At 72.6% G+C, this 23251-nt stretch carries 20 protein-coding genes, 1 tRNA gene and 1 pseudogene; 6 read left to right on the top strand and 16 right to left on the bottom strand.

All coding sequences use genetic code 11. The annotated features are described in order from the left end of the window. From ACBR40_RS40190 to ACBR40_RS40180, 3 genes are all read right to left on the bottom strand, one after another. On the bottom strand, positions 1–963 hold the full coding sequence (locus ACBR40_RS40190; protein WP_371252103.1) for a GlxA family transcriptional regulator: 963 nt from the start codon (positions 961–963) through the stop codon (positions 1–3). 115 nt (positions 964–1078) lie between these two features. After that, on the bottom strand, positions 1079–2704 hold the full coding sequence (pruA, locus tag ACBR40_RS40185; protein ID WP_364445375.1) for an L-glutamate gamma-semialdehyde dehydrogenase: 1626 nt from the start codon (positions 2702–2704) through the stop codon (positions 1079–1081). Between the two features lie 3 nt (positions 2705–2707). Then, entirely contained in the window at positions 2708–3625 is a 918-nt protein-coding gene (locus ACBR40_RS40180) for a proline dehydrogenase family protein (protein WP_344205418.1), read from the bottom strand. A 77-nt stretch (positions 3626–3702) separates the two neighbouring features. Here ACBR40_RS40180 and ACBR40_RS40175 point away from each other — a divergent pair, with 77 nt between their 5' ends. Next, entirely contained in the window at positions 3703–4773 is a 1071-nt protein-coding gene (locus ACBR40_RS40175; RefSeq protein WP_371252102.1) for a PucR family transcriptional regulator, read from the top strand. A 60-nt stretch (positions 4774–4833) separates the two neighbouring features. Here the strand turns inward: ACBR40_RS40175 and ACBR40_RS40170 are convergent, their stop codons facing one another. Continuing rightward, positions 4834–5937 (bottom strand): glycosyltransferase, encoded by a 1104-nt coding sequence (locus tag ACBR40_RS40170; protein ID WP_371252101.1) that lies wholly within the window; start codon positions 5935–5937, stop codon positions 4834–4836. Positions 5938–6048: 111 nt separating this feature from the next. Next, positions 6049–7881 carry a SpoIIE family protein phosphatase gene (locus ACBR40_RS40165; protein WP_344205421.1) on the bottom strand — a complete coding sequence of 611 codons (1833 nt, stop codon included), beginning with the start codon at positions 7879–7881 and terminating at the stop codon, positions 6049–6051. 58 nt (positions 7882–7939) lie between these two features. Here ACBR40_RS40165 and ACBR40_RS40160 point away from each other — a divergent pair, with 58 nt between their 5' ends. Beyond that, on the top strand, positions 7940–8656 hold the full coding sequence (locus ACBR40_RS40160) for a GAF and ANTAR domain-containing protein (RefSeq protein ID WP_329580002.1): 717 nt from the start codon (positions 7940–7942) through the stop codon (positions 8654–8656). Positions 8657–8676: 20 nt separating this feature from the next. Here the strand turns inward: ACBR40_RS40160 and ACBR40_RS40155 are convergent, their stop codons facing one another. Then, positions 8677–9033, bottom strand: a complete 357-nt coding sequence (locus ACBR40_RS40155; protein ID WP_344206430.1) for an STAS domain-containing protein — start codon at positions 9031–9033, stop codon at positions 8677–8679. 181 nt (positions 9034–9214) lie between these two features. On the opposite strand from ACBR40_RS40155, the gene ACBR40_RS40150 reads away from it, so the two are divergent. After that, complete coding sequence (locus ACBR40_RS40150) at positions 9215–9985, top strand: SigB/SigF/SigG family RNA polymerase sigma factor (RefSeq protein ID WP_344205423.1); 771 nt, start codon at positions 9215–9217, stop codon at positions 9983–9985. A gap of 15 nt (positions 9986–10000) precedes the next feature. Beyond that, positions 10001–10411: an ATP-binding protein gene (locus ACBR40_RS40145; RefSeq protein WP_344205424.1), complete on the top strand. Its 411-nt coding sequence runs from the start codon at positions 10001–10003 to the stop codon at positions 10409–10411. 82 nt (positions 10412–10493) lie between these two features. Here ACBR40_RS40145 and ACBR40_RS40140 read toward each other — a convergent pair whose 3' ends face one another. The 4 genes from ACBR40_RS40140 to ACBR40_RS40125 all read right to left on the bottom strand — a co-directional run bounded on the left by ACBR40_RS40140 (position 10494) and on the right by ACBR40_RS40125 (position 12747). Beyond that, positions 10494–10691, bottom strand: coding sequence for a hypothetical protein (locus ACBR40_RS40140; protein WP_329579995.1), 198 nt, complete (start codon positions 10689–10691; stop codon positions 10494–10496). Position 10692: 1 nt separating this feature from the next. Continuing rightward, positions 10693–11616 (bottom strand): hypothetical protein, encoded by a 924-nt coding sequence (locus ACBR40_RS40135; protein WP_371252100.1) that lies wholly within the window; start codon positions 11614–11616, stop codon positions 10693–10695. A 7-nt stretch (positions 11617–11623) separates the two neighbouring features. Further along, positions 11624–12172, bottom strand: a complete 549-nt coding sequence (locus tag ACBR40_RS40130) for a hypothetical protein (protein ID WP_329579989.1) — start codon at positions 12170–12172, stop codon at positions 11624–11626. Between the two features lie 146 nt (positions 12173–12318). Next, on the bottom strand, positions 12319–12747 hold the full coding sequence (locus ACBR40_RS40125) for a helix-turn-helix domain-containing protein (protein ID WP_344205426.1): 429 nt from the start codon (positions 12745–12747) through the stop codon (positions 12319–12321). Between the two features lie 93 nt (positions 12748–12840). Here ACBR40_RS40125 and ACBR40_RS40120 point away from each other — a divergent pair. Next, positions 12841–12917 (top strand) — tRNA-Pro (locus ACBR40_RS40120). A 384-nt stretch (positions 12918–13301) separates the two neighbouring features. Beyond that, positions 13302–13457 (top strand): annotated as a pseudogene (locus tag ACBR40_RS40115) (IS256 family transposase); the annotation flags it as partial. Between the two features lie 271 nt (positions 13458–13728). Here ACBR40_RS40115 and ACBR40_RS40110 read toward each other — a convergent pair. From ACBR40_RS40110 to ACBR40_RS40085, 6 genes are all read right to left on the bottom strand, one after another. After that, on the bottom strand, positions 13729–14379 hold the full coding sequence (locus tag ACBR40_RS40110; RefSeq protein WP_371252099.1) for a hypothetical protein: 651 nt from the start codon (positions 14377–14379) through the stop codon (positions 13729–13731). 263 nt (positions 14380–14642) lie between these two features. Then, on the bottom strand, positions 14643–15842 hold the full coding sequence (locus tag ACBR40_RS40105) for a hypothetical protein (RefSeq protein ID WP_371252098.1): 1200 nt from the start codon (positions 15840–15842) through the stop codon (positions 14643–14645). An 11-nt stretch (positions 15843–15853) separates the two neighbouring features. Further along, complete coding sequence (locus tag ACBR40_RS40100; protein WP_371252097.1) at positions 15854–17779, bottom strand: TOMM precursor leader peptide-binding protein; 1926 nt, start codon at positions 17777–17779, stop codon at positions 15854–15856. 14 nt (positions 17780–17793) lie between these two features. Beyond that, positions 17794–19518: a hypothetical protein gene (locus tag ACBR40_RS40095; RefSeq protein WP_371252096.1), complete on the bottom strand. Its 1725-nt coding sequence runs from the start codon at positions 19516–19518 to the stop codon at positions 17794–17796. After that, positions 19515–20687 (bottom strand): hypothetical protein, encoded by a 1173-nt coding sequence (locus ACBR40_RS40090; protein ID WP_371252095.1) that lies wholly within the window; start codon positions 20685–20687, stop codon positions 19515–19517. Before ACBR40_RS40090 ends, ACBR40_RS40095 begins: the two co-directional genes overlap by 4 nt. Next, positions 20684–23251, bottom strand: coding sequence for a lantibiotic dehydratase (locus tag ACBR40_RS40085; protein WP_371252094.1), 2568 nt, complete (start codon positions 23249–23251; stop codon positions 20684–20686). The genes ACBR40_RS40090 and ACBR40_RS40085 overlap by 4 nt, the downstream gene beginning before the upstream one ends.

Genomic DNA, 23251 nt, shown 5'->3' with positions numbered 1-23251 from the left:
TCAACGCTCCTTAGGTGGTGAGAACCGGCGGCGGTGGTCGCCGGGCGAGACCCGCCAGTGGCGGCGGAAGACGCGGTAGAGCGTCTCGGCCGTCCCGAGCCCGCACCGCCTGGCCACCGTCTCCAGCGGATGGTCGGTGGTCTCCAGGAGCCGCCTGGCGGCGTCGGCGCGGCTGCGCTCGACGTACCGGCCGGGGGAGAGCCCGGTCTGGCGGGTGAAGACGCGCGAGAAGTGCCGCTCGCTCATGCCCGCCCGCGCGGCGAGCGCGGGCACGCTGAGGTCGGCGCGGGGGTGGGCGTCGATGTAGGCCTGCAGCTCACGCAGCGGCTCGCTGCGCGGTGTCAGCGCCGCCATCGGCAAACTGAACTGGCTCTGCCCGCCGGGCCTGTGCAGGTAGACGACGAGCCCGCGGGCGACCCGCCCGGCCGTCTCGTGCCCGAGGTCCCTGCCCACGAGCGCCAGCGCGAGATCGACCCCGGACAGCACCCCGGCCGAGGTCCACACGCGGCCGTCCTCGATGTAGAGCGGGTCGGCGTCCACCTCGACGTCCGGGTAACGCTCGCGCAGCTCGCCGGCGCTCAGCCAGTGGGTGGTGGCCCGGCGGCGCTCCAGCAGACCGGCCTCGGCCAGCAGGAACGCCCCGTTGCACACCGACGCGGTACGCCGCGCCGCCCCGGCCAGCGCCGCGATGCCGCCGACCAGCCCGGCGTCCGCCAGGTGCTGCGGCACCGACAGGCCGCCCGCCACCATCAGCGTGTCGATCGGCCCCTCGACCTCGTCCAGCGCGCCCGCCGCGACCGTGACGCCGTTGCCCGCGGGCACGAGACCGGCGCGCGGCGCGACCACCTCGACCCGGTAGGAGCCGGGCACGACCAGCTCGGCCGTGCCGAACACGTCGGCGGGCCCGGCCAGGTCGAGGAGCTGGAAGCCGGGGAAGACGACGACCACGATCCTCCGCTGCATGCCTTTCATGCTGGTCGCGGGGGCGGCGTGGCGTCAACGACACGACCGTTGCACATTACGCCACGAGCCCCCGGGGAACACCCCGGGGGCTCGGTGACGCGGAACGGTCAGGGACTCAGCCCATGTGCGGGTAACGGTGGTCCGTGGGCGGGACGAACAGCTCCTTGATCGTGCGGGCGTTCACCCAGCGGATCAGGTTGAAGATCGACCCGGCCTTGTCGTTGGTGCCGGAGGCCCGCGCGCCGCCGAACGGCTGCTGCCCCACGACCGCGCCCGTCGGCTTGTCGTTGACGTAGAAGTTGCCCGCCGCGAAGCGCAGCCGCTCCGAGGCCGAGGCGATGGCGTACCGGTCCTGCGCGATGATCGAGCCGGTCAGCGCGTACGGCGCCACGCCCTCCATCTGGTCGAGCACCCGGTCGAAGTCGCCGTCGTCGTAGACGTGCACGCCGAGGATCGGCCCGAAGTACTCCTTGACGAAGATCTCGTCCGTCGGGTCGGCGCACTCCAGCACCGTCGGCCGGACGAACCAGCCCGTGCTGTCGTCGTAGGAGCCGGTGAGCAGGTCGATGTCCGCGGACTCGCGGGCCCGGTCGATCGCCGCCTTGTGCTTGGCGAAGGCCCGCCCGTCGATGACCGCCCCCATGAACGTCGACAGGTCGCCGGTCACGTCCCCGACGGTCAGCGACTCGGCCGTGGCGACGAAGTCGTCACGCATCCGGTTCCAGATCGAGCGCGGCACGTACGCCCGCGACGCCGCCGAGCACTTCTGCCCCTGGTACTCGAACGCGCCCCTGATCAGCGCCGTGGACAGCACGGCCGGGTCGGCGGACGGATGGGCGAGCACGAAGTCCTTGCCGCCGGTCTCGCCGACCAGACGCGGGTAGGCGTGGTAGGAGGCGATGTTCTGGCCCACGGTGGCCCACAGGTGCTGGAACGTCGCGGTGGAGCCGGTGAAGTGGATGCCCGCGAGCGCCGGGTGGGTGAGCGCGGCCTCGGAGACGCCCTGGCCGTTGCCGGTGACCATGTTGATGACGCCGGGCGGCAGCCCGGCCGCCTCCAGCAGCCGCATCGTGAAGTGCGCGGCGAACTGCTGCGTCGGCGACGGCTTCCAGACCACGACGTTGCCCATCAGCGCGGCCGAGGCCGGCAGGTTGCCGGCGATGGCCGTGAAGTTGAACGGCGTGATCGCCAGCACGAACCCCTCAAGGGGCCGGTACTCCATCCGGTTCCACACGCCGGGCGAGGAGATCGGCTGGTCGGCGTAGAGCTGCCGGGCGTAGGACACGTTGAAGCGCAGGAAGTCGATCAGCTCGCAGGCCGAGTCGATTTCCGCCTGCTGCACCGACTTCGACTGGCCGAGCATCGTGGCGGCGTTCAGCGTGGCCCGCCACGGCCCGGAGAGCAGGTCGGCGGCCTTGAGGAAGATCGCCGCCCGCTCGTCGAACGACAGCGCCCGCCAGGCGGGGGCCGCCTGGAGCGCGTTGTCGATCGCGTCCCGCACGTCCTGGGCCGTAGCGTCGTTGGTACGGCCCAGGACGGAGGCATGGTTGTGCGGCTGCACCACGTCGATGGGCGCGCCGCCGCCGAGCCGCTGCTCGCCGCCGATGGTCATGGTGAGGTCGAGCGAGGTCCCGGAGAGCTCCTTGATGCGGTCCTCCAGCGCGGCCCGCTCGGCGCTGCCCGGCGCGTAGCCGTGGATCGGCTCGTTCACGGGCGCGGGGACGTTGCTGATGGCATCCATTTACTACTTACCCCCAAGGGCGCGAAGGAAGAAGGCGACGTTGGCCGGGCGCTCCGCCAGGCGGCGCATGAAGTAGCCGTACCAGTCGTCGCCGTACGGGACGTAGACGCGGACCGTGTGTCCGGCGCCCGCCAGGGACTCCTGCCGGTCGGTCCGGATTCCGTAGAGCATCTGGAACTCGTGGTCGCCGATCGAGCGCCCGAAACGGTCGGCGAGCAGCTCCGTGATCGCGATCAGGCGGTCGTCGTGCGTCGCCACCATGGGGTAACCCTTCCCCGCCATGAGGATCCGCAGGCATCGCACGTACGCCTTGTCGACCTCGGCCTTGCCCTGGTGGGCGACCGAGGCGGGCTCGCGGTAGGCGCCCTTCACCAGCCGGACGCGGGAGCCCTCGGCGGACAGCTCGCGGCAGTCCGCCTCGCTGCGGAACAGGTACGCCTGGATGGCCACGCCCGTCTCCGGGTAGTCCTCGCGCAGCTTGCGCAGGATGCCGAGGGTGGAGTCGACGGTGGTGTGGTCCTCCATGTCGAGGGTCACGGTCGAGCCGTTGAGCGCGGCGGCCGCGCAGATCTCGCGGGCGTGCTCCAGCGCCATGGCGTCGTCGAGCCGCTGCCCGACGGCCGACAGCTTGACCGACACCTCGCCGCGCGTGCCCAGCCCCAGCGGGCGCAGCGCCTCCAGCAGCGTGATGTACGCGCCGGCGGTGGCCTTGGCGGCGCCCGCGTCGAGCGTCTCCTCGCCGAGGTGGTCGATGGTCACGGCCAGGTTGGCGTCACGGAGGCGTTCGACGGCGACGCGGGCCTCCTCGACGCTCTCGCCCGCGACGAACCGCTCGACCACCTTGTTGGTGAGCGGGAAGCCTGACACGGAGCGGCGGACGAGGCCACTCCTGGAAGCGGCGAGCAACAGTTGACCGAGCATGTGTTCAAGTTTAGAAATCGCAGGTCAGAGGGGTCCATTGACGGGCGTAACGCCTCATGTGGCAGGCTGTCATACAAATGTATGACGCGGCAGACCTACAAGAGACCGTGGACGAGATCGCCGCCCGGCTGGGCGCCTCCGCCACGCTGGAGGACCGCTCGTTCCGGCTGCTCGCCTACGGCGCTCAGCACGGCGACATCGACACGGTCCGCCAGGAGTCGATCCTGCGCAGGCGGGCCAGCGGCGAGGTGCGCGACTACTTCGAACGCTACGGCATCGCCCGCGCCGGCGGCCCCGTGCGGATCCCCGCCGACGCCGCGCTCGGGGTCCTCGCCCGGGTGTGCTGGCCGCTGCGGCACGGCGAGGTCACCTACGGCTACCTGTGGCTGCTCGACTCCGGCGCGCTCACCGACGAACGCCTGGCCGCGGTCGCGCCGCTCGTGGCGAGGGCCGCCGCCGCGCTCGCCCAGGAGGCCAGGAGCCGCAGCGACCTCGGGCGGGGACTGCTCGCGCTGTTCTCGGCCGACCCGGAGGAGCGCGCGGGAGCCGCCATCGAGGCGGCAGGCCCGGTCACGGCCATCGCGGTACGCGAGTCGCAGGAGCGGGTCGCCGCCCTGTGGACGCTGCCGCGCGGGGTGCTGGCCCGCCCCGGCTCGCCGGTCGCCCTGCTCGCCCCCGCGCACCTGGCGGGGGAGGTGGCGCAGACGGTGCGGAGCGCGTACGGCACCGCCGCCGGCGTCGGCGCGCCCCGCACGGACCTGGCCGACGCCTGGCTGAGCTGGCGCGAGGCCCGCCAGGCATTGCGCATCGCCGAGCACTTCCCCCGGTACGCCCCCGTCGCCCGCTGGGAGGACCTGGGCGTGCACCGCCTGCTGGCCCGGCTCGGCCTGCCGGACCTGCGCGAGCTGGCGGCCGAGGTCGCGGCGCTGGACGACGAGCTGGCCCAGACCGTGGAGGTCTACCTCGACCAGGGCGGCCACGCCCAGAAGGCCGCCGCCGAGCTGGGCATCCACCGCCAGACCCTCTACTACCGGCTGGGCAAGGCCGAGCGCCTGGCCGGCCGCGACCTGTCGGACGGTGACGACCGCCTGGCCGTCCACCTGGGGCTCAAGGCCGCGCGCCTGTGCCGCCAGGAGGGCCGCCCGTAGCCTCCTGGGCAAGCGAACGGCTCCGGCAGGAAAGCCCTGCCGGAGCCGGAGAGACGTTCGTCAGGCGCAGGCGGCCTCGTACACCCGGACGAGCTCCTGGCTGACCCGCTCCCAGGAGTAGCGCGAGCGCGCCCGGTCGGCGCCCGCGTAGCCGAGCGCGGTGCGCAGCGTCGGGTCCTGGAGCAGCTCGCGGGCCAGCCGCGCGGTGCGGGCGGGGCGGTCCGGCGGCACCAGCAGGCCGGTCACGCCGTCGATGACGGAGTCGAGGTGGGCACCGACGGCGGAGGCGATGACCGGCACGCCGCAGGCCATGGCCTCCAGCGCGACGATCCCGCTCGCGGCCTCGCGCGGCACCGACACCACGGCGTCCGCGCTGCGCATGAGCTTCGGCACGGCCGCGCGCTTGACCTGGCCCAGCAGCGTCACGCGGTCGGCGACGCCGAGCTGCTCGGCCAGCACGCGCAGGCGGCGGGCGTCGCGGTCGGCGTCCAGGTCCTCGGGCTCGGGGCCGCCGGCGATGACCAGCTCGACGTCCTGCAGGCCCTGCAGCGCCCGCACGATGGTGTGCGCGCCGCGATCGGGGGTGAGCGGGCCGACGTGCAGCAGCCGCTTGTGGGAGCCGCGCGTGGCGACCGGCCCGCGCCGCTGGAAACGCTCGGTGTCGACGCCCGGGGGGACGATCGCGATGTTGTTGCGCGGCACGCCGAGCCGGATCAGCGCGGACTCCTCGTCCCCCGAGCCGGCGATGACGGCGCGGGCGCGGCGGCCGAGCGCGCGCTCGACGTCCTTGTGCGCGGTGTCCACGGTGTGGAACGTCTGCGTCACCGGCACCGACAGCCCCTGCGCGCCGGCCACGGCGGCCAGGCCCCAGGTCCAGGAGTGGGCGTGGATCACGTCGGGACGGTCGTGGTTCCACCGCTTGGAGAGGTGGTCGCCGAGGTCGTTCAGGTAGGGCAGCACGTCGTCGGCGGGCAGGTCCCTGGCCGGGCCCACGTCCAGCTGCTCCAGCGTGACACCCGGGGCCACCCTCGTCTTGGGCTTGCCTTCGGTGTTGTCACGGCGGGAGTAGATGGTGACGTGGTGCTCGCGGCCCAGCTCGCGGGCGACGGCGAGAAGGCGGTGGCGCTGGCTGCCTCCGGCGGAAGCGACAATCGCGATATTCATGGCACACCTCAGCAACGAGAAAAGCGTCAGAAGGTGTGCCTGCGTCTTAGGCACGGAAAGGCTGTGCCCTAGAGAATACCCAGCTTTGCCGCGATCGCAAACCCCCACAACTCAGACACCCCGCAGCGCGAACACCACGATCTCGTCCCAAACCTGGCCACCGGAGAACAGGTTGCGATCCTCCTCGACCGCCTTCACCACCGCGCTGGGCTCCTGACCTGCGCATCTGGCCAGCACGTCGGCCAGGCGCTCCTCGCCGTACGGCTCGCCCCGGTCGTTCCTGGAGGAGATCAGGCCCTCCGAATAGAGCACCAGCGTCTCCCCGGGAGCCACCGTCAGCGTCTCCACGCTCGTCTCCGCCTCGGGCGAGATGCCCAGCGGCACGCCGCCGCCGGCCGCGTAACGCACGCCGCCGTCGGGCTGCAGCAGCACCGCGGGATGGTGCCCCGCCGACGACATCCGCAGCGTGCGTCCCTTGACGAACCCGGCCACGGCCATCACGAACATGCCCGTGCCCTGCGCCACCAGCGCCTCGTTGACCTTGCGCATCACCAGGTCGGGATCGGACTCCCAGGCGCTCAGCACCCGCAGGCCGCCGCGCACCATGGCGCTGACCGAGGCCGCCTCCTCGCCCTTGCCCGCCGCGCCGCCCAGCGCGAAACCCCAGCCCTTCGAGACCGGGAACACGTCGTAGAACTCCGCGCCCACCGACGAGCCCGGGTGGTAGACGGCCGCCGCCTCGTAACCGGGCACGTCGGGCAGGTTGCGCGGCGCGACGCTCGCCGACAGCGCGTCCGCCGCCCGCGAACGGCTCTGGTAGCTGCTCTGGGCGCGTACCGCGAGGCCGAGCTGGAGCCCGACCTCCTGCAGCACCGCGAGGTCCGCCAGCGTGAACGGCGAGCGGTCGTGCCCGCGCACCAGCGTCAGCGCGCCGTCGCCGTTGCCGATCGGCACGCACACCAGCGAGCCCGCGCCCATCGCCGTGAGCAGCGGCCCCTCGGCGGAGAAGCCCAGCAGCGTCTCGTCGTCCACCATCTCCTGGACCACGCCCGTGCGCCGCTCCAGCACCTGCAGCACCACCTGGCTGCCCATCGGGTCGCTCGCCTCGACCTGGCGTACCAGCCCTGCCACCGGCAGGTTCTTCGGCCCCATCACGGCCGAGCGGCGCGCCAGCCCGTCGCGTACGAGGTCGGCGATCACCCAGTCGGCCCACTCGGCCGCCAGCAGGCGGGTGGCCCGCGCCACCGCCACCGGGCGCAGCAGCGCCTGCTCGTCCAGCAGCAGCTTGCCCATCTTGACCAGCAGGTCCTGCCGCTTGGCCGCGGCGATGAGCAGCGCGCCGTCGGACTGCTCGGGCCGCCGCGCGCCAGGCTCGGGAAGCTGCACCTCCGTCGGCAGCGCCACGGCCGCCACCATCTGCTGCGGCTCTCCCGGCATCGTCAGCCTGGTCAGCGCCACCTGCACGGTGTGGGTGCGCCCCTGGTGCGCCAGCCGGGTCTCGAACGCCGACGGCTGCCCGGTCTGCAGCACCGACGTCAGGTGCGAGCGGAACGCCGCCCGCCGCGACACGTCCACCAGCAGCGGGAACGAGCGGCCCACCAGGTAGCCGTCCGGGCTGCCCAGCATCCGTGAGGTCTCGGGGTTGATCCGCCTGACCACGCCGCCGCCGTCGAGCACGATCACCGGCACGGGGAACGCGCGGAACACCTGCCGCAGCAGCTTCAGCTCGCGCTGCGCGCCGTCCTTCCTGCCCGCCGTGCGTTTGGGGGCCTTGCGCAGCTGCTCGCGCGCCTCGGCCAGCAGCTCGACGGCGGTGTCGAGCTCGGCGAGGGTCGCGTCGAGTGTGGGCGCCAGGTCGTTGGGGTAGGCGGTCCTCGCCTCACGCAGTGACGTGACGCGCCCGGCCAGCGCGTCCAGCGCATGTTCGAGGTCCGGCATGGTCATCCTCTGACGCTACGCTACTCGGGATATTGGTTGCCATATGGGGTAGAGGCTTATCGCTATGGAATCGACCGCCCTGATCACCCCCGGTCTCGCCCGTGACCTCGCCGCACTCGGCCGGCTCGGCGAGGACACCTCGATGGAGAGCGTACTGAGGGGTCTCACCACGGCGCTGGCGGCCGGGGTGCCGGGCTGCGCGGGCGCCTCCGCCGAGCACTGGCGCGACCAGCGGGTGCTCGTCTCCGGCTCGCACAGCGAGCTGATCATGCTCGTCGAGGGCGAACGCGAGGTCGGCGAGGGACCGTCCGTGGAGGCCAGGAAGAGCGGTGCCCGCGCGTCCGTCGCCGACGTGCTCACCGACGGCCGCTGGCCCCGCTACGACGCCCTCGCCACCCGCTGGGGCATCCGCTCGGCGCTGGCCGTGCCCATCGACGTGGCCCAGGCCCAGCTCGTCGTCGGTCTCTACTCCGTACGGCCGGGCGCGTTCTCGCCGCAGGGCGCCCACTCCCTCACCGACATGCTGACCGAGCAGCTCGGCGTCGCCATGGCCAACATGTGGGACTTCGAGGAGGTGCGCACCGACGCCGCGCAGCTCCAGGAGGCGCTCGCCGGTCGCGCGCTCATCGACCAGGCCAAGGGCATCATCATGCAGACCAGCGGGTGCTCCGCCGAGGACGCCTTCGAGGAGCTGCGCAGGATCTCGCAGCACCACCAGGTCAAGGTGGCCGACCTCGCCAGGCTCCTCGTGGAGGAGCACCAGCGCAAGTCGCGCCGCTGACCCGCCGCCCCGCCCTCCGATCAACCGAGGGCGGCGAGGGCGTCGTCGAGCGTGTCGTAGAGCGGCAGGCGCTGCGCCAGGCCCGTGATCCACATCACCTTCGACTTGGAGTACTCCACGCCGACCAGCGCGAACCTGGACCCGGAGGCCAGGCTCGTCTGCCAGTGGTGCACGATCAGGCCGAGGGCGCGTGAGTCCATGAACGTCACGCCGGCGAGATCGAGGATCACGTCGGCACCCGCCATCGACAGGTAATCGGCGAACTGCTCGCGCGTGGTCGCGTCGAGCACGCCGTCGACGCGGATCACACTGATCCCGTCGACGGTAGACGACGTCAGGCTCAGGGCCGCCGCGGTCCCTTCGCCGTTCTCCGGCATTGTCACGCAGCAACCCTACTGTCACCGCGGGAGGGAGGAATACTTCCGGCGCCAGGGGGGACACTGGAGCCGAAGTCCAGCAGAGGGCTTTCGTCTCGAGAGTAGAGCGAGGTGTGCCTCTGCATGGGCTTTTTCACATTGCTCCCGCGGAGGCCGCCCTGCATCCATATGAGGAGCAGCGATGGCTGTGCAGGAATACGTCCTCGAGGAGATGACCGCCGAAGAACTCCTGGCCGAGATGTCCCGGGAGGACACCCCCGCAAGCCTCAGGGAGCGGCTGCGCGAGCGCATCGTCGAGATGCACCGGCCGCTCGCCATGGAGATCGCACGGCGCTACCGCTACCGGGGCGAGCCGTTGGAGGATCTCCTCCAGGCCGCGTATGTTGGCCTGATGAAGGCCGTCAACGGCTTCGACGCGAGCCTCGGACACGCGTTCAGGGGCTACGCCGTCGTCACGATGACAGGGGAGGTCAAGCGTCATTTCCGCGACCGCACCTGGGCCATCCGGGTGCCGCGCCTGTACCAGGAGCGCCGCTCCGAGCTCAACAGGCTCGTCGCCGACCTCAGCCAGGACCTCGGCCGGTCGCCGACCGTCGCCGAGCTCGCCGCGAAGATGAACATCACCGAGGAGGACGTCCTGCTCACGCTCGACGCCTCCGCCGCCTACAGCACGCTCTCGCTCGACGCGCCGCTCGGCACCGACGACGACGCCGCCTCGCTCGGCGACGTCATCCCGGAGGACGACGACACGCTGAGCACGATGGTCGACAGGGAAGCGGTCAAACCACTCATCGACGCGCTCCCGTCGCGCGAGAAACACATTCTGCTGCTACGGTTCTTCGGCAACATGACGCAGGCGGAGATAGCCGCTGAGTTCGGGATCTCCCAGATGCACGTCTCGCGCATTCTCAGGAAAGTGCTGGACCAGCTGCGTACCGAGCTGGTGGGTTGAGAAGAGAGTCGCCGGGTGAACGAGGACGTCGAGCCTCAGTCGGGCCACGCGGGCCCGCCACCCGGCGCGCCCGTGAAACGGCTCCGGTTCCGGCTGCCGGACCTGCCACAGGTCCGGCAGTTCGCTGAGGACGGAGCCCGCGACGCCGGCATGCCCGAGGAATCCATCGGCGACTTCGTGATCGCCGTCAACGAGGTCGCCACCAACGCCGTCACCCACGGCGCCGACCAGGCCACCATGCGCACCTGGGTCGCGAGCGGCGAGCTGGTCGTCGAGGTGCACGACGAAGGCACCTGGAAGCCGGGGCCGATGCCCGGCGCCGTGGGCGGCATGGGGCTGTGGGTCGCCCGGCTGCTGTCGTCCGACCTGACGCTGCGCGTCGGTGACGGCGGCAGCACCGTGATCATGCGCTTCCCCGGTAAGTGACCGCCGCGGGGGCGCACGTGGAACGGCCCCCCGCCTCTGGATCACACGGAGGGCCGTTCGGTCTCGGGGTGGGGCCGGCGGGTCAGCGCCGGGCGCGGCCCCGCCAGTTGCTGTAACCGCTGCGGATGCCGGCCGTGCCGACGCCCGCCTGGTGCAGGGCCAGCAGGCACAGGCCCAGCAGCGCGAAGGTCATGCCGGAGAACCCGCCGGGGATCTTCGCGCCGACCAGGTCGAGCAGGAAGCCCAGGCCGAAGATGATCGCTGCGACTATCGCGAGCATGTCATCTCACCTCATCCCTGATGGTGTTCGGGTTGTGGGAGCCGTACGTGGACGTGTGCGCGCCGATCGTCCCTGCTGCCGTCTGCGGCGTCGTGTTGGGCGTCGCGTTCGTCGTCGGGGTCGAGGAGAGCGCCAGGAGACGCTCCAGGACGCTCCTGTACTCGCGCAGCGCCTGCCGGAGCTGCTCGGTGTCCGGGGTCCCGGCGTCCTTCCAGCGCTCGCGCAGGGCGGACGTACGGCTGTTGAGGCTGGCGGTCACCGACTCCACGACCTCGCTCAGCAGGCCGTCGGCGCGCTGCACGGCGTCGCCGGGGTCGTCCACGAACGCGGCCTGCAGGTCGCGCCAGCGGGACTGCACCTCGGCCGGGTCCTGGTCGAACAGGGCCACCTCGGCGGGGGCGGCGTGCGCCGGGGTCTCGGCCGGGACGGCCCCCGTGGTGGTGCCGGGGTGCGGGGGAGGGGACGGCATCGTGGTCTGCTCGCTGCGGGCGAACTCGTCGTCGCCGTCGTCCAGGAGGTCGTCGTCCAGGCGGTCCTTGCCCAGGCGGTCCTTGCCCAGGGGGTCCTTGCCCAGGGGGTCGCGCGTCTCCGCCGAGTGGACCCTCTCGTCCTCGCGCACCTCGCGCCGATCGGGGTCGTCGAAGCCGCCGGCGTGATCGGGATCGAGGTGATCGGGCCCTGTGCGATCGAGGCCGGTGCGGTCGGCGCCCGTCTGATCGGGGCCGGTCTGATCGGGGCCGGTCTGATCGGGGTGGTCGTCCAGGACGTCCCGCCCGGTCCCGGTCCCGGCCACCCGCACGTCCCGGGTCTCGGCCTTGGTCTCGTCCTCGTACCCGCGCTCGTACGCGTCGCGAGCCCGTACGTCGTCGTCCCGCTCGTCGGGACGCTTGGCCGGAACCTTCAGCTCATCGCTGCCGCTGCTCATGTCTCCCTCACCGTCCTCGGGTGGTTTCCTGGAGCAGCTCCTCGAACAGCGCGCGGTAGTGCACCATGGCCTGGCGGAGCTCCTCGGTGGAGGCTTCCTTCCTGGCCGCGCGCCCGCTGATCTCGTGAGCCGTCCGGTAATGGTCCAGGGTGGACGCGTGCCGTACCGACAGGTCGGACAGGCGCTGCTCGAAGTCCTCAGTGGGGTAGCCCCGCTCGGCCATGACGGACGTGACCAGCTGGTCGGCCTCCGTCACCGCGAACATCGGAGCGTCCACGAAGCGCTCCTGCACCTCGGTCCACCGGTTCGCGTACGAGTCGCGGGTCTCCGGGGGGAGGGGGCGGATGTCGAGCTCCTTGAGCCGCTCCTCGCGGGCCCGCAGCTCCTCCTCGGCCTCGCGCCGGTTGTCGCTCTCGGCTACCACGCGTTCGTACTCGGGGCCGAAACGCTCACGGAGATGACTGCTGCGCTTCTGCCGCTGACCGACGAAATATGCCACAGCGGCGAGTGCCACCACCGCGACCACGACGACGGCCACCCACGCAAAGGTGGTCATGATCTTCGCCTCCGGTCTCTCAACTTGAGACCAGCGACTTCCCTCGAATGGGTAGGTAAAACTCGCCCAACCCCACTAAAAGGGCCGGATCGGCCTTGCCCGGCGCCGATCCTCCCGCCCGTGATCGGCCCTTTCGCGGCCTCCGGCTACCGCCTCTCACCCAGCGCCTGGAGCGCCTCCTCCAGCACCACTGCCACGTGCGATCCGCCCGCCGCCACAGGAACCTCGCTGAACCCCTCGGCGGCGTCGTACCGGACGTCCAGCCCGGCGTCCACCAGCCGCTGCGCCCACCGCAGCGCCGTGTTCAGCCGCTCGGCCGCCGGCGGCCTCCCCTGCGCCGCCGCCGACAGATTGCGCAGATTGGTCGCCGGCCCCGACTGGGCGTGGGCCCGCGCCAGCTTCCACGGCAGGGCGCGGCTGTGGTCCATCATCGGCTTGGCCAGCCCCGCGGCCCGCTTGGCCTGCAGCACCCCCGACTCGCTGACCCCGAAGTGCCCCGCCAGCTCCTGCACGCTCATGCCCTGGGCGACCAGCCGTGCCAGCTCCTCCCGATCGATGGTCGGCTTCCGCCCCACCTGCCACCTCCACTACCGCTTCACGTGTGCGCGTGTACCTCCGATGTGCGCTAAGGTTATGACGTCCCGCCCCGCAGGGGGCGGCCGACAAACCGGGACGTAGCGCAGCTTGGTAGCGCACTTGACTGGGGGTCAAGGGGTCGCAGGTTCAAATCCTGTCGTCCCGACCAGATTTTCGCTGGTCGAGCAGGGTGTCATCCATCAGGATGGCACCCTTTCGCATTGGTGAGTAACTACTGGGCGAAGAGGGTGTCCAGCGCCGCCGCTTCCTGCCGGAGTACGGGGCGGATCTGCCTGCGGTAGACGGCTTCGGTGACCGCTGTCCAGCTGTGACCGACAAGCCGGGCGACGTCCTCCAGGGGACACCGGAGTCGGAGAGCAGCGAGACGAAGCTGTGCGCATCTCGCGAGGTAGACGGGCATCCCGGCGTGAGCGCCCGCAGTTCCTCCGTACGGGCACCGATCAGCAGCGACAGGACGGCGTAGGCGTACAGGCGTCAGTTCTCGGCCGGGTCGAGGAGGGCGGCCGCCTGCTCGAGGGTGAGGGACTTCGGGTACTGGCGCCGCCTGCGCACCAGTAACCCGATCGAGTCGCCCTTCGCCACCGTCCGGCACCGCACCAAGGTCACCAAGGGCCCCGGCTCCCGCGCCGCCGGCCTGGCCATGGCCTTCAAGCTCATCGAATCCGCCCAACGGCGTTGGCGCGCACTCTGGCACCGAGGTGGGGGGATCACCTCGCACACCACAACACATGACCGAGGAACGGCGATCGGCGAACGTACACGCGAAGCCGAGCTCGACGCTCCGTCCCCGACCCGCTGCCGCTGAGGGACACGCGCTGACTTGCGGCACGTCACAGGTCTTCCTGTCGGTGAGGGCGTCTCTGGCGCACATGACAGGCCCCTGAGGCCCTATTACGGCCCAACATCGTGGTCGCGGCCGTGGCACGTGATAACCGGCTCTGGTCCGCTTCGCGCGCCTCTTAGTCCACATTTGGATAGTTCGACTTGCGCGGCATCCACCACCAGCCGTCCCCGAGGCGGGTGCACTCATGGAAATCGTCGAACGTGGTTTCGGTGAGATCGCAGGGACTTGTCCGCGCGGCGTCAGGCCGGCCGTAGATGTAGAGGAACATGTTCTCCGGCACTTCCCCGTCTGACAGGGCCATCATCAGAACGCGTCCGGGATAGGGCTCGATCGGCACATCCTGCGTATTGAGATGACCATAGTGCAGGACATCGAACTCAACAGGCAGGTCCACCCAGCCGCCCGATGACACGTCCGTCGGCAGCTTCCTCTCCTTGGCCAGTTGGGCCAGTGCGGTGAACTTGCCGTGATGGATCGCGAACCACGTACGCCCGAATACGCCGTTCCAGGGCAGCAGCACGACGGCGGCACACAGGCCGACCACCGCGCCGACCGCGAGGCGGCCGCGAATGTCACGACGACGGCGTTCGAGTCGCTTCGCCCACCCCCAGGTGGAGAGCAGAGCCACGATGAACGCGGCTCCCAGAACCAGTTGTTCGATGATGCGGTCGTCGTACTCCAGCCACAGCAGATATCGCCCCATCACGACCACGAGCCAGCTCACCACCATGGTCGCGCTCAACGCATACGATCGCTTCTCGATCACGCCTCCAGACCGTTTGGCGAGCACCGCTCCATGTGAGGACAGCCTCCCGCCAACCTACGAATTTCCCGGCACTGCACCCGCCTCATAGAACGGGCCCCGCGTAACCCTCCCTCATCCGCGACGTACCGGACCTCGAACTCCCGTCCCGGAGAGGCGCGTCCATCCCGATGGTCGGCGCACGCAAAGCCGTCATGGCTGAGTATTCTTCACCACCGTGAGCAGGCCCGGATCGGTGAGGACTTCGATGAGCCTCGAGAGCGTGATCACGAAGTGGCGTCACGGGTCAGCGGCGTCAGGTCGTAGGAGAGCGAGGCGAACCGTGGGCGTCCGATCAGGGCCAGGTAGAGCAGGTCATGAGCGGCGGGTGCGCCGGCGGCGGCCTCCAGGGACGCTTCCCTGACGCTGCGCACCGGGCGGCAGAACAGGCCCTGTACGGCCGCAGCCGTACAGGCGTGCTGTGCCAGCGCTCCGGCGGCCTGCAGGAGAGCGGGGTAGGCCGGGGGTCCCTCCTCCCGCACCGCGCGCCCGACGTCGGCGGTGATGAGAACGGCCAGGTTCATGCCGCCTACGTGGATCTGCTCGGGCGGGTAGGTGAAGGCGGCCTGGACCGCCGCCATCGCGGCGCCCGGTTGTCGCATTTCCAGGAGGGACGGCGGGTGGCGGTCGTCGCACCTTCGCGGCTCCGAGGGAGACAACGCGTACCAGCCGTCCGGCAAGCCGGTCACGTTCCTGAGCGCCAGCCGTACTCTCAGGCGCGAGGTCGCGGCAGGTGAGCCCGGCGGCGGATCCGTGAGCGCCTCGGCGACCGCCCGGGCAGCCGACTCCGGCAAGGGCCTGGGGTCGGCCGACACGCCGCGCGGCCCCAGACCGGCGCTGCGCCAGGAGGGCAAGGGCGGCAAGGGGACGGCGGCCGAGGCGCCGGGGGTGATCGTGACGCCCGCGGGATCCGGGACGAGGGTGAGCCCGTAGCCGGGCGCACGTTCGGCCAGAGCTCCCATGAGATGCCCGGCTTCCAGCTCGGCCAGGGCCTCGGCGAGCGAGCCGTAGCCGGCGGGCAGCCGGTCCGGACGGCGCCGCAGATCCAGCCTGACCCTCCGGGCGGGGCGCGGCGAGCCGGGACCGGCCAGGGTGCGCCGGACCAGGTCGACGCGCCAGGCACTGATGCCGATCCGCAGCCAGGGCTCGATCAGGTAGGCGGCGCGCGGCGAGGGGTAGGCGCGGTGGTCGTTGAAGGGGTTGTGCGGCTCCCAGCGGGTCGGGGTGAGCACGTCCGTCAGGAGCCTGGCCAGGGCGGCGCCGAAGTCACCCCAGGCCGCGAGCGAGCTCAGCGGGGTGCCTGGAACGGCGGGCGGCTCGGGCCGTACCGGGCCCTCGGAGTGCGGGCCCTTGCCCGGCCCGTGCTCGTGGACGGTGGCCAGGACGGCGGCGATGCTGTCGGCCGACGGGGCAGGGGAGTCCGTCATGAGAGGCTCCGTCACGGGAATGGGTGGGGTGGCAGGCGGTCGGGTCCACGTGTGGGGCGGCGGCCCAGGAGGGCGGGGACGCTCCAGAGCCGGTCCAGGCCGCGCAGGCGCCGGTTGGCGTGGCCGAAGGTCATCGGCAGCGTGCCCGGCACGATCACCTTCGCCGCACGCAGGCCCAGACGGTCGCGGATGACGGGATGGCTCTGGTCCACGGCGACGAGCTCCAGGCCGAGCCCACGCAGATGGCCGACGTAGTGGTCGAGAACCGCCCACAGGTCGCCGCCGGGCGGAGCGGGGGCGGGCACCGGTTCCGGAGCGTCCTCCAGGAGGAACGCGTACTTCCCTGCCGCCTCCGGCAGGCCGTACACGGCGACGTGGTCCTCCATGGTGCGGATCCGGTCCGGGTCGTCGAGCAGGCGCAGCAGCCGCTCCCTCGTGTAGTCGCCCGGCGCCCGCCTGGCCCGGTCGGCGGCGGATTCGACGTCCACGGCGATCTCCGCGGCGGCCGAGACCATCGCGGCCACCGGATCGGGATGCGCTCCTGCGGCGAAGAAGGCCGCGGGCTGCCTGCCGTCCCTCCGCCGGGCCATCGCCAGGGCGACGGGGACGCCGAGATCGTTCGTGGCGTCGAGGAATTCCAGGACGTACCCACGGTGGTCGAGGCGATCGACCAGGTGGGGCAGCAGGAGATGATCGTCCGGTACGGCGAGACGGGGCAGCGGGGTGCCCGCGTACCAGGCCATCAGGAACGCGTCGCGCTCCGCGACCTCGAAGAAGCCGTGCAGCACCGCCTCGGCCAGGCTGTTGCCCAGCCCGCAGCCGCTGGAGGTCTCAGCCACGAACCTGGCCGCGTCGCTTCGTGGCAGCCCCCAGTAGGCGACGTGCTCGGGGACGAGAAGGGGAGTGGAGCGGGTGAAGGACCAGCCTTGCGCCCAGGTGGTCGGCACGTCGGGGGTGTAGGGGACCAGGGTGCGGTGGGGGTCGGTCCGGTACCGGTCGGGCTCGTGCAGGCCCAGCGTGGCGGGATCGACCGCGCGGTCCGGGCCCAGGTCGGCGAAGGCCGCCCACACCGCACCGCCTGCGCCACCCGCCCGCGCCACCCTGCCCGCGCCACCCGCGCCACCCGTGCCGGCCGCGCCGGCCGGGCCGCCGTGCGGGCGCATGCCGCTGAGTCGCTCGACCGCCTCGAACAGGGCCACCCGCTCCGACTGCGCGAAGTCCCCCGTCCGGCCGAACCCGGCCACCTGCCCGTCCGGGTCACCGGCCAGCATCGCGGCCACCGTGGGCAGGGCCAGGGAGCCACTGCGTCTGAGACCTGCCACTGGGCCGTAACGCGAGTCGACGAGCGTGTCGTGCAGGCGTGAGCCCTCGGTCCTCGGGTTGTGGGTACGCAAGGTGCCCGCGACGGCCGGCAGCGGTGCTCGGGCAGCGGGTTCTGCGGCGGGGGACGACGTCTGTGCGACGGCCGTCGCAGCCGGGGGCGATGGCTGGGCGACGGGCTCCTCCGCCGGCCGCGGTGCGCACGTCGGGCATCCCTCGGTGCTGGGCATGACGGTGTGGCGGGTCATGGAGCCGTGGTCGGTCCGCAGGGCGTAGACGACGTCCGCGTGCTGCTCGGCGTCGGCGAGCATCGTGGCCGCCAGCTCCAGCAGAGCGGGCTGGAAGGCGGGCGACGCCACACCTCGCAGGGTGAGCCGCGGGTCGCCCACCGGGACGGCGGTCCCGAACGCGGCCAGCCGCTGGGTCTCGGCGCAGGCCAGGCAGACGCCGCCTCCGGGGCCCTGGACCGGGCCGATCAGGACCAGTGCGCCCTCATGACAGATCGGCAGTAACGGATGCCGTCTGCTCTTGCTGCGGGCGGCGAGCTCCTCCAGCTCGGCCAGGCGGTACCGGGTCAGGAAGAGCGCCTCGGCGTCCGTGTCGCGTAGCTCTGTCACGCAGGAGCGGATCTTCATCGGGCGCGTCCGAGGACGAGCGGCCGCGCCGCGCGGGCAGGGGGTATCCGGACCGCGACCAGACCCGAAACCGCCCGCAGTCCGCCGGCCCCGGCTTCGTCTGCTACGAGTGCAGCCGGCCTGAGCGCGGTGGCCTCAGCTCCACAGATCTCATGCTCGCCGGCCAGGGCTGCGAGGGCCTGCTGAAGGCGGGCCTCGCCTTCGCGGGAGCCAGACGGCCAAGCATGGTCCCGGTACCCCCAGGGAAGCGGCTGGGGCGAGGGCTGCCATGCCGGGGTCGCGCCGCAGACCGGTGGACCTTCGGCGATCGACCGGCCCGCTCGGTGCGCCTGTTCCCTCGCCGTCGCCGCGAGCAGGGCGAAGGCCGCCGCCTCGCCTGCTTCGGCTTCCACCGCCCAGCCGAGGACGCACCCGCGTGCACTCACCTGGGCATGCACCACGCCGGCCGCGAGCCGTACCACCTCGATGCTCGCCGGTACGGCCAGGCGTAGGGTCAGCGCTTTCCACCAGCGGCGCGCCGCGGGATCGTCGGCCCACTCCGCCTCCTCCACGAGCTCCACGGCCTCCACCGGTTCCAGCCGGTCGCGATGGGTGGCCAGGCGCAGGGCCAGGCCGCGGGCGTGCAGGTGATCCACGCCGATGGCCATGTCGGAGGGCCGGGCGACCGCGGACAGGGCGGCGTGCAGGTGGGCGGCGTCCAGCGTGGTGCCGTAGCCCACCACCTCGCCACAGGCGGCCAGGTTGACGGGGAGCTGGGGCAGATCCTGCGCCTGTGGGGCGGGCACCAGGCCCAGCTCAGGATCGGCGAGGACGTCGAGTGCCGCCACGGCCTCCTCCCAGGAGAGCGCCTCGCGGGGTGGTTCGGCCTCGGGCCAGGGGTGATAGGCCATCCTGAGCGGGTCGAGGCGGGCGACCAGGACCGCGTGGTGCGGTGCGGGGGTCTCGCGCCCTTCCCGGGAGGGGTCGGGCAGCCCGGCCGCCGCGCACAGCAACCGGTGCACCGCAGCCCCGGCCACCAGTGCGCAAAGGACCTCGGGCGGCTCCGCGGTGGGCCCGTTCGACAGGCGGGGGGCCGCGTCGGCGGATGCCTCATCCGTCGAGGTCTCGGTTGACCCGCCCGACAGGCGGTGGGCCACGGAGGCGGCCAGCGCTGCCGCCGTGTCGGCGGAGCCCGGGGGTACGGCGTAGCCGACCTCTCCCAGGCACCCGGCCACCACGGCGAGCCGGTCCGACGCCTCCAGCGTCAGCGTGGAGGCCGGCCCCGGTACGCGGCGGTAGCGCATCCCCGCTGCGGCCAGGGCGCGCTCGGCGGCGGCGGCCGGCGCCCCCGCGCCGCGGACCGTGAACACCGTCCCGGCGAGCCGGTGCCACGCGGCGGCGGGATCGGCCGCCGAGGACTCAAGCCAGGCGGCCACCGCGATCGGCGGCAGGCCGGGGCCCGGTTCTCCCCACCCCTGCGGCACGGCCACGAGCATGTCGTGCTCGCGCAGCTGGCCGATGATCAGCTCGACGGCGCGGGCGACCGGTTCCGGGGCGCCGGGCGGGGCGGCCAGCTCGGGGGCGGGTACGCCGCCCGCCAGGGCCGCGGCGAGCTGCTCCCACAGCCGCCACAGCCCGGTCCCGCCCTTGACGGTGAAGCTCGACGTCCACCCGCGTACGTGCACCCCGTCGGCGGTGGGGGCGGCGTGGACGACCGGGCGCAGCCGGAGCACCTCCGTCATCGCGCCACCGACCCGAGGGGCGCCCCGAGCTGTTCGCGCCAGCTGGTGCCCGTCACCTGCTGGACCGCGCGGGCCATCATCGAGGCGGCCAGGTACCGCTCCATGGGGGTGACGTCGCAGACGGCCAGCAGCTGGTAGAGCATGTTCGTGCCGAACCGGTAGACGGTGAAGCTGCGGCCGAGCGGAGGCCGGGTGAAGTCCACCGAGCGCAGCGCCCGATGGTATTCACTGACCTCGCGCGGGGCGCCCGGGTCCCAGCGCCGGGCGGTGCGCGGATCGTCGAGCAGGGCGGCGCGTGCGGCGTAGCCGGGTCCGAGCTCCATCACCAGGACGCCGTCGTCGTAGGCCTGCCCGGCCTCGGCGCGGGCCGCCGCGCTCCAGGCCCGCCAGGCCGACACGGCGGCGGAGGGCCGGTGTCCTTCGGCGATGCGTGCCACGAGGTCGACGGTCGCCTCGCGGTTGCGTTCCCAGGCGGTGTCGAGACCACGCCGGACCCGCCCGTCCGGGTCGTGCCAGGTGAGGAAATCCTCCACGTGCGACAGGAAGGAGTGGTAGCCGTGCCGCAGGCCGTGCGGGTACTCGTCGGCGTGCACGGTCATCGCGGTGATCGCCAGGGCGATTCGGCCGGGCGCGCTGTCGCCGTCCGACGCGAGCTGGTCCAGGGCGGTACGGCACGGCGGCATGCCCCGTTCGAGCACGCGCGAGCGCAGCCGTACCAGCTCGGCCGAGCCCAGCAGCCCGGCCGCCGAGGCGTGGTCGGCGGGGGTGGTGGTGACGGTGTTGTCGGGAAAAATGGGCTCGTACGGCCCGGCGACCAGCTCCAGGCGCCCGGCCTCGCGCGAGTGGGCGAGTAGTTCGGCGGAGGTCTGCCGATGGGTCGAGGGGTGGCGGCTCAGGTGGCCGCGCAACCGATCGGCCACCAGTTCCGCGGCAGCGGCCAGCTCCGCCGGGGCGGCCGCTCCGGGCGCGGAGACCGGGTTCGCGGCGCTCCTCGTGCCTGGGCCGAGTCGGAGGCGGACGCGCACGTGGGGGCCGTGGAGCCAGTGGCGCTCGACGTGCCCGCGCACGCCCGCCGCGACCGCCTCCTCCAGCGCGGGGAAGACGGCCTGCCTGAGCAGCCCCGCCTTGACCGGCTCGTAGTAGTAGCAGACGACGTCCAACTCGCTCATGAGGCTCTCCAGCAGGATTCGACGATGAGCTCGGTCACCGGTTCGTCCACGGTCCCCGGCACCGGCAGGGCCTCCACCAGGGCGATGTCCTCGGGGTACCGCTCCAGGTGGGCGGGCAGGCAGCGCAGGTGCAGCGCGTTGCCCAGATCGACGTACTGCGGCTTGGCCGCCCGCAGCTTGCGTAGGAACCCAGCCAGCGAGTCCACGGCCGTGGACGCCTCGGCGAACAGGTGCTCGGGCAGCCCGTGGCGGGCCCGGAGGCGGGCGGCGGCGACGGCGGGATGCTCGCTCCTGAAGGCTTCGCGCAGCGCGGTGGCGGCGTCGTCGGCGAACTTCCACTTGCGGCGCTGCAGCACGATCCCGTCGTGGGTCAGCCGTCCCAGCTCCGTCACCCCGCCCGTCTCGCGCCTGCCCGCGAGGCCGGACAGCGCCGGATGCCCGCACACCAGGTCCGCGGTGAGGGGCGCGGTGCGGTCCGGCAGCGAGTAGGGCACGAGGAAGCCGAGGTAGAGCACGCTCAGGGGGCGTCCGGTGGCGCGGTCGACGACCCGGACGAGCTCGGTGTCCTCGTCGTGGAGGAGGTCGAGCTCCTCGGGCGGGAGGTCGGCCCAGCGCGGGTCCTCGCCCACCTCGCGGGCGGTGACCATGGGGTGCAGGTTGGCGTTGAAGCCCAGCACCGGCCGGTATTGCACGGTGTCGGGGCCCAGGACGCGGTGCAGCCATTCCGTCACGGCCGCCGTGGCCGAGGGGTCGAGCTGGGGCAGGAAGCGGCTGGTGAACCTGGCGAACCCGGCGTAGACGTGGTTGACCGCGAGCCCGCCGCCGGGGACGGGCTGGACGAAGTAGGAGTAGGAGACCGGCCGGGCGTGCACCCAGGCGGGCAGCAGGTCCGCGGCGGCGTCGACGGCTTCCCTGGGGATCTCGCGGTCGAGCGAGTGCGGGTCGCCGGCGGCGGAGATCAGCTCGCGCACCTGCTCGCGGGCGGCCTCGATGCCGGGGTCGCGCTGCCTGTTGCCGAGCACCTGGCTCCAGACCTGCGACATCAGCTCCGTGCAGGCGGACAGGGGCACGCGGGCGCCGCTGCCGTACAGGTCGACGAACCGCTCGGTGACCAGGCGGCGGACGAACAGGTGGTGGTCGAAGAGCATGGTCAGCGGGGTGAGCCGGGCCAGCGCGGGAAGGTCGGCGCGGCCGTGCCCGGCGCCCAGGGCCAGGGGGCGGGGGAGGGTGACGTCCTCCATGAGAACCGGCACCCCGGCCAGGTCGGCGCCCACGAGCTCGCCCGTCTCCCGCCAGTCGTCGGCCAGCGCGGCGAGCGCGGCCGGGCGGGCGGCGGCGGGCAGGCTGGAGAAGGCCGCGGTGCGCTCTCGCAGGCTCGCCAGCCGCCCGGCCAGCGAGTCGCCCGCGACCAGAAGATCAGCGACCACGCCGTCTGAGACCACGCCGCCGGCGGTCGGGGCGGTCTCCAGCCAGCGGGCCAGGGAGCCCAGCACGTCCGGGTCCTGCGGGTCGACCGGCCACACCGGCACGATGAGCCCGACGTCGATCATCTGTCCCACGTACGCGCCCGCCGCCTGCGCGGCCGCCGGGCTGGCGATGTTGCGCGCCAGCAGTTCGGCCAGTTCCCGAGGGGTGCGTTCCCCTTGGCGCAGGTGCCGGAGGAGGAAGGCGACCGGCCCGGTGAGGGCGAGCTCGACCCGTTCCTCCCGGGCCGCGTGCACGTGGGTGGCGTCGGCCTGGGGGATGTCGCGCTGGTACACCACCCGCCCATCGCGTTCGCGCAGGGCGGGTGCGAGCCGGTGCGGCAGGTTCACGCGTCTGCCCGGGTCCCCGAGGAGGGCGTTCAGCAGCCGGGTGACCAGGACGTGGTTGACCTGCGAGCAGGCGCGCGGCGGGGGGTCGCAGCCAGGGCGCCCGTCCCACCAGCCGAGGCCGACCGAGGTGTACCAGGACAGCGGGCTGGTCTTGGAGGTGGCGCGCAGCGCGTAGCGCAGCACGGTGGGCTCGGCCTGGCGGGCGCGCTTGTCGGGGCGCCCGGCACACGCCGCCGTACGGTCCACGCCGTACAGCAGGTCGCGCCCGGTGAGGGTGACGGCCTGGCGCAGCGGCTCGGCCGTACAGATGCCGGCCAGGACCTCGCGTTCCGCCGTCAGCGCGTCGCCCCATCCGGCCGCGAGCTCCTGCTCCAGCCGGGCGCGTGCGCGGGCGGCGGCCAGCCACCCGGCCAGTCCGGGCACCCTTTCCGGCAGGTCGCCGAGCCGGGCCACGAGGGACTCGCGCGGCACCCGGCCGTTGTGGACGTCGCGCCGCAGCGGCAGCACCACGGCGCGGTGGAAGTCGAGGGAGTGGCGGGCGGCACTGGCGGCGAGCGCGTCGGACAGGCCGGGCGCGGCCGCCTCCATCCGGCGCAGCAGCCCGGACAGCTCACGCAGGGCCGCACGCCACGGCTCGGCCCGCTGGGGACGTTCGGGGTACGGCAGGGCCGCGCGCCTGACCACCGCGAAGGGCGCCAGTTCGGCGCTCGCCGTACCGCTGCCTGACGGCCTGTCCAATGTGCTGGTCAT

Origin of the sequence: Nonomuraea sp. AD125B, assembly GCF_041402765.1 — a bacterium.
Taxonomy (GTDB): Bacteria; Actinomycetota; Actinomycetes; order Streptosporangiales; family Streptosporangiaceae; genus Nonomuraea; species Nonomuraea bangladeshensis.
Note: the sequence above shows the minus strand (reverse complement) of the source record. Positions and strands in the feature narration are given on the sequence as shown.

Coding starts and splice junctions, on each gene's coding strand:
- ACBR40_RS40085 (WP_371252094.1), bottom strand. CDS start 23,251: ATGACCAGCACATTGGACAGGCCGTCAGGCAGCGGTACGGCGAGCGCC.
- ACBR40_RS40190 (WP_371252103.1), bottom strand. CDS start 963: ATGCAGCGGAGGATCGTGGTCGTCGTCTTCCCCGGCTTCCAGCTCCTC.
- ACBR40_RS40180 (WP_344205418.1), bottom strand. CDS start 3,625: ATGCTCGGTCAACTGTTGCTCGCCGCTTCCAGGAGTGGCCTCGTCCGC.
- pruA (WP_364445375.1), bottom strand. CDS start 2,704: ATGGATGCCATCAGCAACGTCCCCGCGCCCGTGAACGAGCCGATCCAC.
- ACBR40_RS40090 (WP_371252095.1), bottom strand. CDS start 20,687: ATGAGCGAGTTGGACGTCGTCTGCTACTACTACGAGCCGGTCAAGGCG.
- ACBR40_RS40150 (WP_344205423.1), top strand. CDS start 9,215: ATGGCTGTGCAGGAATACGTCCTCGAGGAGATGACCGCCGAAGAACTC.
- ACBR40_RS40140 (WP_329579995.1), bottom strand. CDS start 10,691: ATGCTCGCGATAGTCGCAGCGATCATCTTCGGCCTGGGCTTCCTGCTC.
- ACBR40_RS40095 (WP_371252096.1), bottom strand. CDS start 19,518: ATGACGGAGGTGCTCCGGCTGCGCCCGGTCGTCCACGCCGCCCCCACC.
- ACBR40_RS40155 (WP_344206430.1), bottom strand. CDS start 9,033: ATGCCGGAGAACGGCGAAGGGACCGCGGCGGCCCTGAGCCTGACGTCG.
- ACBR40_RS40165 (WP_344205421.1), bottom strand. CDS start 7,881: ATGACCATGCCGGACCTCGAACATGCGCTGGACGCGCTGGCCGGGCGC.
- ACBR40_RS40175 (WP_371252102.1), top strand. CDS start 3,703: ATGTATGACGCGGCAGACCTACAAGAGACCGTGGACGAGATCGCCGCC.
- ACBR40_RS40170 (WP_371252101.1), bottom strand. CDS start 5,937: ATGAATATCGCGATTGTCGCTTCCGCCGGAGGCAGCCAGCGCCACCGC.
- ACBR40_RS40105 (WP_371252098.1), bottom strand. CDS start 15,842: ATGACGGACTCCCCTGCCCCGTCGGCCGACAGCATCGCCGCCGTCCTG.
- ACBR40_RS40135 (WP_371252100.1), bottom strand. CDS start 11,616: ATGAGCAGCGGCAGCGATGAGCTGAAGGTTCCGGCCAAGCGTCCCGAC.
- ACBR40_RS40160 (WP_329580002.1), top strand. CDS start 7,940: ATGGAATCGACCGCCCTGATCACCCCCGGTCTCGCCCGTGACCTCGCC.
- ACBR40_RS40130 (WP_329579989.1), bottom strand. CDS start 12,172: ATGACCACCTTTGCGTGGGTGGCCGTCGTCGTGGTCGCGGTGGTGGCA.